Raw genomic sequence first — 13,393 nt, forward strand, 5'->3', positions numbered from 1 at the left:
GCAGACCTCCGGAAGGAACGCTCGTTCCTCCCTCCCCGCGCAGCAGGGCGACCCTCGCTCCGGGAGGCCGGCTTCCGGAAGGAACGCTCATTTCGGGCACACGCCCGCCGGGTCCACGTCCGCCGGCTGGAGGCCGCACCAAAGAAGAACGCCTCCCCCCGGGTGGGAGGAGGCGTCGTTCACTTCAGACTGCGTCAGCCCTCTTCAGGCGGTGATTCGGAATCGGAGGCGCCATTGCCCTCCGGCTCCGTGGGCTCCTCCGAAGCGGCCGCCTCGGACGGCTCGGTGGCGCTGGCTTCGGCCGACGCGCTGGCTTCGGCCGACGCGCTGCCCTCGGCCGACTCGCCGGCCTCGGCGGGGACCGCGCCCTCCACCGGGTGGACGGTCTCCTCGTCCTCGGAAGTCTCGCCCTCGGGGAGCTTGGAGATGGCCATCACCTTCTCCTGCTCGTTCTCCAGGGCAATCAGCCGCACGCCCTGCGTGTTGCGGCCGATGACGGAGATTTCCTTCACCCGCATGCGGATGAGCATGCCGCCGTTGGTGACGAGCATCACCTCATCCGACTCCTTCACCTGCAGCAGGCCCACCACCTTGCCGTTCCGCTCGGTGGTCTTGATGTCGATGATGCCCTTGCCGCCGCGGCCCTGCTGCCGGTACTCGGTCTCCAGGGTGCGCTTGCCGTAGCCGTTCTCCGTCACCGTGAGGATGGCCGTCTCGAGCTCCACCATGTCCGCGCCCACCACCTCGTCGCCGTCCTCCAGCGTGATTCCCTTCACGCCGTAGGCCTGACGCCCCATGGAGCGGACCTCGGTCTCCGGGAAGCGGATGCTCATGCCCGTGGCCGTCGACAGCAGGATGTCCTTGCTGCCGTCGGTAATCATCACCGACACCAGCTCGTCTCCCTCGTCGATGCCCAGCGCGATGATGCCGCTGGAGCGCACGTTGGAGAACGCGCTCAGGTCCGTGCGCTTCACCACACCCTTCTTCGTGACGAAGAAGACGTAGCGGTTCTCCGGGAAGTCCCGCGTCACCAGCACCTGGGCCAGCCGCTCGCCCTCGCCGAACTGCACCAGGTTGACCATGGCCTTGCCGCGCGAAGTACGGCTGGCCTGCGGAATCTGGTGCACCTTGAGCGAGTACAGCTTGCCCTTGGTCGTAATCGGCATCAGGAACGCGTGGGTGCTGGCCACGAAGAGCTTGCTGACGAAGTCGTCCTCCTTCGTCGCCGCCCCCGTCTTGCCCCGCCCGCCGCGCTTCTGCGCCCGGTACTCGCTCAGCGGCGAGCGCTTCACGTAGCCGGTGTGCGACAGCGTGACCACCATCGTCTCTTCGGCGATGAGGTCCTCGCGCGTCATCTCATCCACCGCGCCCGTGATTTCCGTGCGGCGCTTGTCGCCGTAGCGCTCGCGGATCTCCGTCAGCTCCGTCTTGATGACGTTGAGCAGGCTGCGCTCGTTGGCCAGGATGTCCTGCAGGCGGGTGATGTCGCGGATGAGGTCGATGAGCTCGCGGAACAGCTCCTCGCGCTGCAGGCCGGTGAGGCGCTGCAGCCGCATCTCGAGGATGTTCTGCGACTGCTCCTGGCTGAAGCCCGCGCCCTCGTACTTGTGCGCCAGCCCCTGGTAGGACGGCTCCTCGTTGCGCGCGCGGGAGACGAGCATCTCCATCTGCGCCTTCGCCGCCGCATAGTCGATGCGCTGCAGGGTGGCGAAGCGCGCGTGCTCGTAAAGCGCGGGCGACAGGATGTTCATCAGGCCCCAGCGCGCCTCGTCCGGGTCCTTGGAGGCGCGGATGAGGCTGACCACCAGGTCGATGAGGTCCTGGGCCACCAGCAGGCCCTCGACGATGTGCATGCGCGCCAGCGCCTTGCGCAGCTCGTACCGGCTGCGGCGCGTCACCACGTCGCGGCGGTGGGCGACGAAGCGGTCCAGCATCTCCTTCAGGTTCAGCGTGCGCGGCTGGCCGCCGTCGATGGCCAGCATGACCGCGCCGAACGTCGTCTCCAGCGCCGTCATCGAGTACAGGTTGTTGAGCACCACCTGCGCAATCGCGTCGCGCTTCAGCTCGATGACGATGCGCATGCCTTGACGGTCGCTCTCGTCACGGATGTCGCTGATGCCCTCCAGCTTCTTCTCCCGCACCAGCTCGGCGATCTTCTCGATGAGCCGCGCCTTGTTCACCTGGTACGGAATCTCCGTGAAGATGATGGCCTCACGGTCCGCCCGCTTGGACGTCTCGATTTCCGAGCGCGCGCGGATGGTCATCTGCCCGCGGCCCGTCTCGTAGGCGCGGGCGATGCCCTCGCGGCCGGTGATGATGGCGGCGGTGGGGAAGTCCGGGCCCTGGATGAACTCCATCAAGTCCCGGACGGTGCAGTCCGGGTTGTCGATGAGGTGCAGGGTGCCGCTGATGACCTCGGTCATGTTGTGCGGCGGGATGTTGGTGGTCATGCCCACCGCGATGCCGCTGCTGCCGTTGACCAGGAGGTTGGGGAACTTGGCGGGGAGGACGAGCGGCTCTTCGAGCGAGTCGTCGTAGTTGGGACCGAAGTCGACGGTCTCCTTGTCGATGTCCGCCAGCAGGTCCTCCGCCAGCCGGTCCATGCGCACTTCCGTGTAGCGCATGGCCGCGGGCGAGTCGCCGTCCACCGAGCCGAAGTTGCCCTGGCCGTCCACCAGCAGGTAGCGAAGGCTCCACTCCTGCGCCAGGCGCACCATGGCCTCGTACACCGAGGAGTCACCGTGCGGGTGGTACTTACCAATCACGTCGCCCACCACGCGGGCGCTCTTCTTGTACGCGCGGCTGTGCGTGTTCCCCAGGTCATTCATCGCGTACAGCACGCGGCGATGAACGGGCTTGAGGCCGTCGCGGACGTCGGGCAGCGCGCGGCCGATGATGACGGACATCGAGTAGTCGAGATACGAGCGGCGCATCTCGTCTTCGATGTTCACGGGGATGAGCTCCCCGGCGCTGCCAGAAGGCAGGGGCTCGGGGGGCATTGCCGGCTTGTCGGTAGTGTCGTCAGCCATGAGCTCTAGAAGGGTCGAGGAGGGGCCCTCGAAAGGGGCCGCCGTCCAGTGGGTGAGCGTTCGTAACCCCTGGATTTCCCTACGTCAATAAGGGAAACGACGGGGGGATGGCCTGAATGCCCGCATGCTTCGAAAGAGGGGTCTGTGCAGGGCATTCCAGTGCCCCGTTTTGAACGCTTGGACGCGCCTTTTTCAGCCCGGAAAAACGGCTCAGGCGGAGCGCGCGGAGCCCTGGGGTCGCAAGGGGGCGGCCAGCCGCTCGGCCTCGGTGCCGATGGGACCTTCCGGGTCACTCTCCTTCGCCTTCTCGAAGGCCGCCAGCGCGCCCTCGCGGTCGCCCTTCAGCTTGAGCGCGACGCCCACGTTGAGGTGCGCGGAAGGCAAATCGCGGTCCATGGACACGGCCTCGCGGAAGAGGGCCAGCGCCTGGTCCACGTCACCCGACAGGAGCGCCTCCTTGCCGGCCTGCACGCGCTTCTCCGCGTCGTTGACCAGCTCCACCTGGAAGACGCTGCCGCCCACCACGTTGGCGATGAGCACGCGGAGGATGCCGCCCCAGTAGAACGTGAGCCCCTCCGCGGCCACCACGGCGGCCAGCGGCAGGTCCGGCAGCAGCTGCTTGCCCCGGAACTTGAAGCGCACCCGGGTGTAGCGGCCCTTGTTGGCCCAGTGCACCACCTCGCCCTGGAGCTTGCGCAGCCCCTCCTCCATGCGCTTCGGGTCGATTTCGAAGGGCAGGACGCGGCCCGCGGGCTCGCCCGAGGGCAGCGCCTTCTGGGGCCCGGGCTCGGTGTCGAGGACGGGCTCGGCCTCCAGCACGAGCGGACGCGGCTCGGCCTTCGGCTCGGGCGGCTTCGCCGGGGCGGCGGGCGGCTTCGTCGGGGCGGCAGACGCCTTCGCCGGGGCAGCGGGCGTCTTCGCCTTCACGGGGGCGGCGCGGGCCGCGGACTTCTTCGCCTTCGCCGGGGACTTGCGGGAGGAGCTCTTGGCCATGTCTCCACCTTAAACGAGCCACGGCCCCGACGCTTGCATGTCCCGGCAAGACGGGCCTTCCGGAATACTTCTTCACACGCGTCCCATGCGACTTCACACCGGGGCCGTCCCCCGCGAGGGCAACCTCGGGGAAGATGGGGCGCTGCCTTCCCGAAAGGACCCCTGTCGAATGACGCGCGCACGGCCCGTGGTGCTCTCCGCCCTGCTCTCCTCCGCATGCCTCTGGGCACCCCTGGCGAGCGCCGCCGGTGGCGCGGACATCGCCACCCCGGAGGCGTGGCCCCGCATCCGCAAGGAGCGCATCCAGAAGCTGCTGCCCCTGGCCATGACTCGCGCCAACGTGGACGCCTGGGTGCTCATCTGCCGGGAGAACGACAACGACCCGCTCGCCGTGCACGTCGGCTGTGAGAACGCGGGGGGCACCGCCGCCTTCCTGTTCTTCAAGCAGGGCGACGCGGTGCGCTCCGTCGCCCTGTCCCCCGCGGGCGAGGCCACGGCCCTCAAGGACGTGGGCCCCATGGACGAGGTGGTGCCGCTGGAGCGCGGGACGGACCTCTTCGCGCAGGTGGCGGCGCGGCTGGCCTCGGCGAAGCCCGCGCGCATCGCGGTGAACTCGTCGGCCTCGGTGACGGTGGCGGACGGCCTGTCCGCCACGCAGCGCGCGGCGCTGGAGAAGGCGCTGTCGCCCGCGCTCCGCAAGAAGCTGGTGTCCTCCGAGGACGTCGTCTCCGAGTGGCTCTCCGTGAAGCTCCCCGAGGAGGTGGACATCCTCCGCAAGGCCGCCGCGCTCACCTCGCAGCTCGAGGTGGAGGCCTACCGCGCGGTGGTGCCGGGCAAGACGCGTGACGTGGACGTGGCGCGCTTCCTCAAGCGGCGCATGGCGGAGCTGGGCGTGGGCGACGCGTGGGCGCCGGACCAGAATCCCAACGTGCAGAGCGGCCCCACGCGAGGCCACTCGCACGCCACCGAGCGCGTGATTCAGCCCGGAGACTTCATCCAGACGGACTTCGGCATCCGCGTGGGCGGCATGTGGGTGACGGACATCCAGCGCTTCGCCTACGTGCTGGCCCCGGGCGAGACGCAGCCCCCGAAGGAGGCGCTGGAGAAGTGGGAGAAGGGCAAGAAGGGCAGCCGCATCGCCCTGGCGGCCCTGAAGCCCGGCGCGCGCGGCTGGGACGTGGACAAGGCCCAGCGCGACTGGATGCGCGAGGCCGGCTCCGAGCCCGTCATGTGGGGCACCGGCCACCCCGTGGGCTACTGGGCCCATGACGTGGGGCCGGCGCTGTCCGGCGCGCAGAAGGACCAGCCGGCCAGGGGGCAGTCAGCGCGCGTGGTCCGCCCGGGGCAGGTGTTCGCCTTCGACGGGTTCTTCGCGTGGAAGGACGGCGGGCCGGACCTGATGCGCCTCGTCTCCGTGGAGGAGATGGCCGTCGTCACCGAGACGGGCGCGGAGTACCTCATCCCACCGCAGGAGGACCTGGTGCTCATCCCGTCGCCAGCGACGGGCGCGGGGCCGGCCCGACCCGGCACGCCCCGCTGAGGCGACGTCACAGGAGCGTGTCAGCAGCGCGAAAGAGGGTCGGCTAGGATGGGCTGGCTCTGCTGGAGAACCCCGCGATGCTGACCGTGCTGGTGATTGACGATGACCTCTTCGTACTCACGATGGTCCGGGACATCCTCGAGAGCTCGGGCTACGCGGTGGTGACGATTCAGACGCCGGAGCAAGCGTTCAACATGGACGTCTCCGGCATCTCCGCCATCCTCTGCGACTTCAACATGCCGGGGATGACGGGCGCCGACGTGCTGACCGCCATGCGCGAGCTTCAGAACTGCCAGGTGCCCTTCATCTTCCTCACCGGGCACGAGGAGCTGGACGACATCCTCCCCGTCGCCATCCGCTACGGCGCGGAGCTGCTCCCCAAGCCCATCCAGCCCGTCGAGCTGGTGCGGCTGCTGGTGAAGCAGCTCGGCTCCGTGGCGGCCTGACGCGCGCTCGGACGAAAGAGGTTGGCTCAGGAGGTGGACCGTAGGTTGGGCCGCTTCCGGATAGCCCCGGACTTGTCAGTCGGACTCGGACAGGGACTTCGGCCCTCGCGCCACCAGCCGACTCAGCACCTCGCGGAAGCCGGGAGGGTGAAGCGCGTCCTGCTCCAGGCGCAGCGCCCTGTCGGGAGTCGTGAAGAGGTAGCAGTACTCACCCTCGGGCAGCCGGCCCGTGCGGCACGCCTCGGCCAGCATCCGCGTGCGCATCCGCAGGTACACGAGCGCCGTCCGGGCCACGAGGTCCTCGCCGTCATCGCTCCGGGTCCAGGGCTGCTCGTCCACGTCCGGCAGCCCGGCGACCCGCTCCAGCCAGTGCAGCCAGGACTCCGCTTCCGCCTCACGGCCTTCCGCTCGCAGGTGCTGGTACCAGTACACGGGCAGGAACCTCGGGCTGCTGCCGCGCCCGGCTCCGGACGCATAGCCCGTCGCGAGCGGTCGGTCGTCCCGCCAGAAGGGCGTGGCCACCGCGCCCACCAGCACGTCCACGCCGAGCGGCGGCGGCGCGGTGCTCGCGAGCAGCGTCTCCAACCGGGCCCACAGCCACTCCGGCCTCGCTGAAAACGCACGGGACTCCCGAGGTGGAAGCGGGAGGTACCGTGCGGCCCCACGCACCTGCCGCAGCCGCTCCCGGTACGCGTCCCGAGTCTCTTCGCGGTCCATCGGCGGCCAGGGCGCCAGGGCCAGCATCCCCGGGGCGTGCCGCCAGAACTGCACGCTCCTCGGGTGCTCCGGCACCGGGAGCGGCAGGCACCGCTCCAGTGACGGCAGCCGCCGCCCCTCCAACAGCCCGGGGTGCTGGGAGACGAAGTACACGGTGTCCTCGTCGATGGCCCACGTGTCCTCGAGCGTCGCCACCGTCAGCGCCTCGGCGGGAGGGTGCAGCCGCACCGCGAGCGTCCGGTGCTTCTCGCGGTAGATGACGACCAGCGCGTCGCCGTACCAGCGCATGAAGCCCACCCGGCAGCCGAAGTACGGGTTGTAGGTGGGCAACGGCACCTGCCCGCGCGGGCTTCCCTCCCAGGCGCAGTGGACGTCGATGCTCACCGGCACGTAGCCGCCCTGGGACTCGCCGGTCTGTTGCTCGACCCAGGCCACGCGCCCGGTCGCTTCATCCACCACGCCGCCGAGCACCTCGCGGCTCGTGCCCACGGGCAGCCACTTCATCGTCCCGAGGTGGAGGGCGTCTCCCGGCGCGCCCTGGGCCTCCGGGTACGGCGCGTCGCTCCCGAGCGCCCGGCCAATGGCGGCGAGCAGTGCATCGTGCTCCAGGTCCCCCGTGTCGTCCGTCATCTCCGCCTCCCCGCGACGCGGACTCAGCCCAGCAGCGCGAAGAGCTGGTGACACTGCGCCAGCAGCTGGCCGTCCTCGGTCCAGAGCTGCTGGAAGTCCTCCGCGTAGCCCTCCGCGGCCTGACGCGAGCGGCCGGTGCGCAGGAAGTGCGCGTCCTCGCGAAGGCCCGGGCGCGGCAGCGCGTGGAAGAAGTCCAGCCGGAAGTCCACCGTCGCCGACGCCTGGAAGCCGTCCACGCGCGCGAGCACCGACGGCGGGTACGCATCCATCAGCCCCACGCACAGCGGCGCGTCCAGCGGCAGGGGCTCGCGGGGACGAATCCAGCCGCCCGTCTCCGCCACCGGCCCTCCCGAGTACGGCGCCCCGCCGAGGCAGAAGCGATACTCGAAGAACTGGCAGAAGGTCGGCATGGGCACGTCGTCCGGCACCATCGGCACCTCGTGCGGGGGTGGCACTTCCGGACGCTTCACCTCGAAGTACTCCATCGTCCCGCCGCGCGCCGCGCCGAAGGTGGCGCTGGCCACGCACACCACGCCCGCCGCGTTCTCCACCCGCGCCGTGGCGTGCGTGACGAGCTTGCCCGCGCGCTCGATGCGCGTCAGCACCTCCGCCTCGCCCTCCACCGCCGGCGCGCAGAAGTGCGCGGTGAACGAGCGCACCGGACGCCCCTGCGCTGCGCCCACGTGGTGCTCCAGCGCTCGCAGCGCCGCGCCCGCCACCACGCCTCCGAACGCGCCCTTCCCCTGGTACCAGGGCGCGGAGAAGCGGACGCGGTAGCGGCCGGGAGACAGGTGCTCGGGTGTGGTGGCGGCGAGAAAGGCGGCGGTCATGGCGCGCCGCACCGTATCAGCGCGTCGTGGCCGTGTCCGTGGCGAGTCCCACCGAGGAGAGGGCCACTTCGTACAGGTCTCCCTGGCCGTTGCCCGGCGAGCGCAGGCGCGCCTCGAACTCCTCGGTGGTGTACGGCTTCGCGCGCGGCTCGTGCTGGAAGGGAAGCCGCGACGCGTACACCAGTACCCCGCGTGCGGGCACCACCACCGGCGTCAGCACGTCGCCCCGGTTGACGGCCGTGCCCAGGTTGCGCGGCGCGCTCCAGCCGCCGCCCTCGCGGAAGGACACCCAGAGGTCGTACCTGCCCACGCCGCCGGGCCGGTCCTCCGAGCTGAAGATGAGGTAGCGCTCGTCCGGGGCGATGAAGTGGTTGCCTGCTCCATAGGTGGCGTCGTTGATGGGCGCGGGCAGCTTCTCTCCCGGGGCGTAGCGGCCGTCCTTCCACGGGTGGCGGTAGATGGCGCGCTTCGCGCCCGGCCCCACCGGCATGCGCGTGACGTAGAGCGTGCCGTCCATGGTGAGGGAGGTGTTCGTCTCCGACGCCTCCGTGCTGACCTCCGGCACATGGCGCGGCGCGCTCCAGCCCGAGCCCTCGCGCTCCACCATCCACACGTCGAAGTCCTTGCGCACCGGTGCGCCTTCCTCGAGCGGCCGGTTGGAGGCGAAGAAGAGGCGCCGCCCGTCCGGGGACAGCGCCGGGTCGATGTCCCGCCACCGCCCCGAGAAGGACGCCACCTCCGGCTTCGTCCAACGGCCCGCGCGGAAGTGGCTCACCATGACGAGCTGGAAGGTGAAGCGCGTGGGGTCCGCACGGTTGAAGTAGACGGTGTTGCCGTCCGGCGTGAAGGCGGCGCCGAACTCCTCGCTGGCGGAGGACACGACGTCGGGAGCGAAGACGCGAGGCGCCTGAGGAGCGGCCGGCGCGGCGGACAGCGAGGCGAGCAGCGCGAGCGAAGCGACGGTGGACATGACTCTCCCATGCGGTCCGCGTCCTCCGGTGAGAGGCCGAGGCCGCGCGTGTGGTGGTTCAGGGCTTCAGGAAGGACGGCTGAAGCGCGGGCGTCAGGCCCGGCGCAGCACCAGCCCGGGCGTGGACGCGAGCGCCAGGCCCGTGCCCACTCCGATGACGCCGGACGCCCCATACAGGACGCAGGTGAGCGCACCACACAGCGTGGCCAGCACACCGGCCGCGAGCACGAAGCGTCCGCGCCCTTCCGAGGGCACCGCTCGCGCCGCGCGGGTGATGAGGACACCCGCCAGCACGCCTCCGCCCACACAGGCCCAGAGACAGAAGGCCCGGCAGCCCGAGGCGCACAGGTGCCCGGTGGCCACCACCAGCGGCGGCACCAGCAGCGGCATCACCCCGCCCAGCACGCCCGGCACCACCGCGCGCCCCAGCACCCCACCCCGCCAGCCGTACCCCACCAGCAGCGCCGTGAAGAGCGCGCCCAGGGCCAGCGTCCCCGGGCTCACGTTGGAGCGCAGCGCCACCGCGCACGCCACCAGCACCACGCCGTAGCCGCCGAGCGGCAGAGCCCGCACCAGCCGGCCCTTCTCGTACGCCCACCTCGCGCGGCGGGCGAGCTCACTCGACTCCATGTCTCGTCCTCCAGGCAGCCCTCAGCCGCGTCATGGCCCGCTCCAACCGCTTGCGAAAGGTGGCCGGCGGCACCGCCGGACGCTCCGCTTCCCCGAGCGCCACGGCCAGCGTGGCCGCGTCCTCGGGCTTCAAGTCTTCCAACACGTCCCGCAGCGCCGCCGCCAGCTGCGCCCCCGCCAGCCGCGCTTCCGGCCCCTCCGCCGCGTCGGGAAGGCCCTCGTCCGGGGACGCCTCCTCGCGACGCCGCAGCCGCGCCTTGCGGTACGTGCGGCACTCATAGGCCGCCAGGGCCAGCACCCACGGCAGCGCGTCGCGCGAGGCCTCGAAGTCCGACGCCCGGGTGAACACCTTCAGCAGCGCCGCCTGCGCCGCGTCCTCCGCGTCCGCCCCGTCCGGCAGCAGCCGCGCGCAGAAGCGCGCCACGAGCGGGTGCAGCACCGCGAAGGCCGGAGTGAACGCACTCCGGTCGCCGTCGGCGAGCCGGGCCATCCACTGCTGCAAGTCCTGCCGTGCCGCGGAGTCCACGTCCGTGTCCGCCTCTTCAGCCTGCCGCCCTGCCAGCGTCGCCGCGCCGTCCCCCTCATTAGGCGCACGCCGGAAAAGCGTGACAGGCCCCCCCGTCAGCGCGCCAGCGTCCAGTCCACCGTCGGACGCCCCTTCGCCTTCAGCGCCTCGTTCACCTGGGTGAAAGGACGGCTGCCGAAGAAGCCGTTGCTGGCCGACAGCGGCGAGGGGTGGGTGCCTTCCAACACCACATGCCGCTTCGCGTCGATGAGCTTCTTCTTCTTCTGCGCGTAGCGGCCCCACAGCAGGAACACCACCGGGTCCTGCTTCGCGCTCACCGCGCGGATGACCTCGTCCGTGAAGTCCTCCCAGCCGTGCCCCGCGTGGCTGTTGGGCTCCGCCTGCCGCACCGTCAGCACCGCGTTGAGCAGCAGCACGCCCTGCTTCGCCCACGGAATCAGCGAGCCGTCCTTCGGGCGCGGCACCTTCACGTCGCTCTCCAGCTCCTTGAAGATGTTCACCAGCGAGGGCGGCGGCGTCACCCCGGGCTGCACCGAGAAGGCCAGCCCGTGCGCCTGGCCCGGCCCGTGGTACGGGTCCTGCCCCAGCAGCAGCACCTTCACGTTCTTGTAGGGTGTCAGCCGGAACGCGGAGAAGAGGTCCTCCTCCGAGGGGAAGACGGTGGCTGACTTCCGCTCCTTCGCGACGAAGCGCTCCAGCTCTTGGAACGACGGCGACGCGAGCGCCGTGCGCAGCTCCTTCTTCCAGTCCTCGGGCAGCTTGTCCGCCAGCATGGTTCCCATCCCTCTTTCCCTATCCGGGGGCGCGGGCATTGAAGCACCTACCCGCGGCGTAGGCCCACTGCTTTCCGTCAGGACGTCCTCCCGACGGGCGCGGGCCGTTTGATGTCCCTGAGTATGCCCCGGGTATCTGACATGGCCGGGAGGCTCCGGACGCGTCCCGGGGCCCCCCTGGGGGGTCGTGTTTGTCGACAGTGACACTGGAAGCAGGCAGGCGGGCTGGCGGGGTTCTTGGGGATGGGGCGGGGGCCGCGCTAGCCTCTCGGTCGCCATGACGATGTACACCGAGTCACTCCGCGCCTTCCTCAAGCCCGTCCTGTCCTATCTGGACGACGAGTCGGTGTCGGAGATCATGATCAACGGTCCGACCGACATCTGGATAGAGCGGAAGGGCAAGCTCACGCGAACCGAGGCCGCCTTCACCGAGGAAGGCCTCATCGGCGCCGCGCGCAACATGGCCCAGTTCGTCGGCCGCCCCCTCACCGACGAGCGCCCCCGCCTGGACGCGCGCCTGCCGGATGGAAGCCGCATCCACGTGGTGATTCCGCCCATCGCTCGCATGGGCACCACCATCTCCATCCGCAAGTTCTTCAAGGAGAAGCTGACCGTCCAGTCGCTCATGAAGTTCGGCTCGCTCACGCCAGCCATGGCGCGGCTCATCGAGGCGGGCATCGCCACCAAGCTCAACATGCTGGTGGCCGGCGGCACGGGCTCGGGCAAGACGACGCTGCTCAACATCGTCTCCTCCCTCATCCCCGACGAGGAGCGCATCCTCACCATCGAGGACTCGGCCGAGCTCCAGCTCAACCAGTCGCACGTCGTGGCCTTCGAGAGCCGGCCGCCCGACAAGTTCGGCAAGGGCGGCGTGGACATGGGAGACCTGCTGCACTCCGCCCTGCGTCTGCGCCCGGACCGAATCGTGGTGGGCGAGGTGCGCGGCGGCGAGGCCTTCCACCTCATGCAGGCGATGAACACCGGCCACGGCGGCTCGCTGGCCACCACGCACGCCAACACGCCCACGGACACCCTGCGCCGCATCGAGTCGCTGTGCCTCATGTCTGGCATAGAGCTGCCCATGGTGGCCGTGCGCGCCCAGGTGGCCAGCGCCATCAACTTCGTCATCTGCTGCGAGCGCCTCCATGACGGCAGCCGCAAGACGATTGCCCTCTCCGAGGTGCTCCCCCTCAATGAGAAGGGCGACTACCGCACGCAGGACATCTTCGTCTTCACCCCGGTGGCCAAGGACGACGAGGGCCACATCCTCGGCTACCACGCCCCCACCGGCATCATCCCCAACTTCGTCGCCAAGGCGCGCGCGTACGGCTTCCCGGACCTGGACGAGTCGTTCTTCGACCCGGCGACGTACGGCCTGCCGCCGCCGCCCACCTTCCTCGTCGGTGAGGCGTACACCGTGCGCTGGGCGCCTTCGCTGAAGCACCGCGAGGAGGGACGGCCGGACCCCGCCCACTTCAAGCAGGAATGGGCCGTGTTCGAGGAGAAGCTCCGGCAGGAGTCCCGCGACGCGAAGGCCGGCAAGGCGTCCGCGCAGGTGCAGGTGCCCGCCGCGCTGCCCGCGCAGCCCGCGCCTCCGCCCGCCGCGCGGCTGCGCCCGGCCGAGTCTGTCGCCGCGAAGCCCGCCGCGCCCACGCCTCCCGCGGGGACCCGGCCTCCGGTGGCCGCGCGCCCGCCCCCGCCGCCGAGCTCGGGCGATGACGACAAGACGCCTCCGCCCACGCGCAATCCCTTCACCGGCCCGCCCGAGGACACCCACGCCGCGCCGCTCTCCGAGCCCAACGTGGAGGTGGACGCGGAGCTCCTCACCGAGGCCGGCGGCCGTTCCGCGCCCCCGCGCCGGCCCCCTCCCGCCGCGACGCCCTCGCGGCCCTCCGGCTCCAACCTCGCCACCGGCGCCCGCCCGGCCCTGCCCGCACGCCGGCCCCCGCCCTCCTCTCCGCCCCGCCTCCCGGACGACGAGGAGGAGGACGCGGGCGGTGGCTCCGAGAAGCTGAATGGCGGGTCCGAGAAGACGCAGATCCGCCCCGCGCCCGAGCGGCCCCGGCGCTGAAGCCACACGGCGGGGGCCCCTCGGGGCCTCCGTGGAATCCATCCTCGCGCGGGCGCGGTCCATGACGCAGCGGCCCGTGGGCGCGGCGGTGGGCCCGGGGCCAGGTCTCCGTCCTCCCCGGGGCGTCGGAGGCCCCGCGCCGGGATGACCACCGCCCGACGCCGGGCTCGTGCCGTGGCCGGTGGGCTGATCTCCCACCGCGCGTTCCGTGGACGGTCCGCCCTCACTGACGGCGCTG

Annotated in this window: 11 protein-coding genes; 3 read left to right on the plus strand and 8 right to left on the minus strand. The window is 70.9% G+C overall.

From position 1 onward, the window contains the following. Positions 1-194 precede the first annotated feature (194 nt). Together gyrA and G4D85_RS06260 are read right to left on the minus strand one after the other, a co-directional pair. Entirely contained in the window at positions 195-3,029 is a 2,835-nt protein-coding gene (gyrA, locus tag G4D85_RS06255) for a DNA gyrase subunit A (protein ID WP_164008822.1), read from the minus strand. Positions 3,030-3,239: 210 nt separating this feature from the next. Beyond that, positions 3,240-4,022 carry a tetratricopeptide repeat protein gene (locus tag G4D85_RS06260; RefSeq protein WP_164008823.1) on the minus strand — a complete coding sequence of 261 codons (783 nt, stop codon included), beginning with the start codon at positions 4,020-4,022 and terminating at the stop codon, positions 3,240-3,242. Between the two features lie 169 nt (positions 4,023-4,191). Between G4D85_RS06260 and G4D85_RS06265 the strand changes: the two genes are divergently transcribed. Next, positions 4,192-5,562 (plus strand): M24 family metallopeptidase, encoded by a 1,371-nt coding sequence (locus G4D85_RS06265; protein WP_164008825.1) that lies wholly within the window; start codon positions 4,192-4,194, stop codon positions 5,560-5,562. 77 nt (positions 5,563-5,639) lie between these two features. After that, positions 5,640-6,008 carry a response regulator gene (locus G4D85_RS06270; RefSeq protein ID WP_164008827.1) on the plus strand — a complete coding sequence of 123 codons (369 nt, stop codon included), beginning with the start codon at positions 5,640-5,642 and terminating at the stop codon, positions 6,006-6,008. A 75-nt stretch (positions 6,009-6,083) separates the two neighbouring features. On the opposite strand, the gene G4D85_RS06275 is transcribed toward G4D85_RS06270, so the two are convergent. The 6 genes from G4D85_RS06275 to ung all read right to left on the minus strand — a co-directional run bounded on the left by G4D85_RS06275 (position 6,084) and on the right by ung (position 11,084). After that, a complete protein-coding gene (locus G4D85_RS06275; RefSeq protein ID WP_164008829.1) occupies positions 6,084-7,355 on the minus strand; it encodes a hypothetical protein in 1,272 nt (423 codons plus the stop codon). A gap of 23 nt (positions 7,356-7,378) precedes the next feature. Next, positions 7,379-8,185 (minus strand): acyl-CoA thioesterase, encoded by an 807-nt coding sequence (locus tag G4D85_RS06280; RefSeq protein WP_164008831.1) that lies wholly within the window; start codon positions 8,183-8,185, stop codon positions 7,379-7,381. 16 nt (positions 8,186-8,201) lie between these two features. Then, positions 8,202-9,155 (minus strand): TolB family protein, encoded by a 954-nt coding sequence (locus tag G4D85_RS06285; protein ID WP_164008833.1) that lies wholly within the window; start codon positions 9,153-9,155, stop codon positions 8,202-8,204. A 93-nt stretch (positions 9,156-9,248) separates the two neighbouring features. Continuing rightward, entirely contained in the window at positions 9,249-9,785 is a 537-nt protein-coding gene (locus tag G4D85_RS06290; protein WP_164008835.1) for a hypothetical protein, read from the minus strand. Continuing rightward, positions 9,772-10,311 carry an RNA polymerase sigma factor gene (locus tag G4D85_RS06295; protein WP_240359102.1) on the minus strand — a complete coding sequence of 180 codons (540 nt, stop codon included), beginning with the start codon at positions 10,309-10,311 and terminating at the stop codon, positions 9,772-9,774. Before G4D85_RS06295 ends, G4D85_RS06290 begins: the two co-directional genes overlap by 14 nt. Before the next feature lie 95 nt (positions 10,312-10,406). After that, the gene (gene ung / locus G4D85_RS06300; protein WP_164009188.1) at positions 10,407-11,084 is read right to left on the minus strand and encodes a uracil-DNA glycosylase; all 678 of its coding nucleotides are present in this window, start codon (positions 11,082-11,084) and stop codon (positions 10,407-10,409) included. A 277-nt stretch (positions 11,085-11,361) separates the two neighbouring features. Between ung and G4D85_RS06305 the strand changes: the two genes are divergently transcribed. Continuing rightward, positions 11,362-13,155, plus strand: a complete 1,794-nt coding sequence (locus tag G4D85_RS06305) for a TadA family conjugal transfer-associated ATPase (protein ID WP_164008836.1) — start codon at positions 11,362-11,364, stop codon at positions 13,153-13,155. Positions 13,156-13,393 lie beyond the last annotated feature (238 nt).

The sequence above is a fragment of the Pyxidicoccus trucidator genome (assembly GCF_010894435.1).
In the GTDB taxonomy this organism is placed as follows: domain Bacteria; phylum Myxococcota; class Myxococcia; order Myxococcales; family Myxococcaceae; genus Myxococcus; species Myxococcus trucidator.

Excerpts from the sequence above, each read along its gene's own strand:
- gyrA (WP_164008822.1), bottom strand. The coding sequence starts at position 3,029 with ATGGCTGACGACACTACCGACAAGCCGGCAATGCCCCCCGAGCCCCTG.
- G4D85_RS06260 (WP_164008823.1), bottom strand. The coding sequence starts at position 4,022 with ATGGCCAAGAGCTCCTCCCGCAAGTCCCCGGCGAAGGCGAAGAAGTCC.
- G4D85_RS06265 (WP_164008825.1), top strand. The coding sequence starts at position 4,192 with ATGACGCGCGCACGGCCCGTGGTGCTCTCCGCCCTGCTCTCCTCCGCA.
- G4D85_RS06270 (WP_164008827.1), top strand. The coding sequence starts at position 5,640 with ATGCTGACCGTGCTGGTGATTGACGATGACCTCTTCGTACTCACGATG.
- G4D85_RS06275 (WP_164008829.1), bottom strand. The coding sequence starts at position 7,355 with ATGACGGACGACACGGGGGACCTGGAGCACGATGCACTGCTCGCCGCC.
- G4D85_RS06280 (WP_164008831.1), bottom strand. The coding sequence starts at position 8,185 with ATGACCGCCGCCTTTCTCGCCGCCACCACACCCGAGCACCTGTCTCCC.
- G4D85_RS06285 (WP_164008833.1), bottom strand. The coding sequence starts at position 9,155 with ATGTCCACCGTCGCTTCGCTCGCGCTGCTCGCCTCGCTGTCCGCCGCG.
- G4D85_RS06290 (WP_164008835.1), bottom strand. The coding sequence starts at position 9,785 with ATGGAGTCGAGTGAGCTCGCCCGCCGCGCGAGGTGGGCGTACGAGAAG.
- ung (WP_164009188.1), bottom strand. The coding sequence starts at position 11,084 with ATGCTGGCGGACAAGCTGCCCGAGGACTGGAAGAAGGAGCTGCGCACG.
- G4D85_RS06305 (WP_164008836.1), top strand. The coding sequence starts at position 11,362 with ATGACGATGTACACCGAGTCACTCCGCGCCTTCCTCAAGCCCGTCCTG.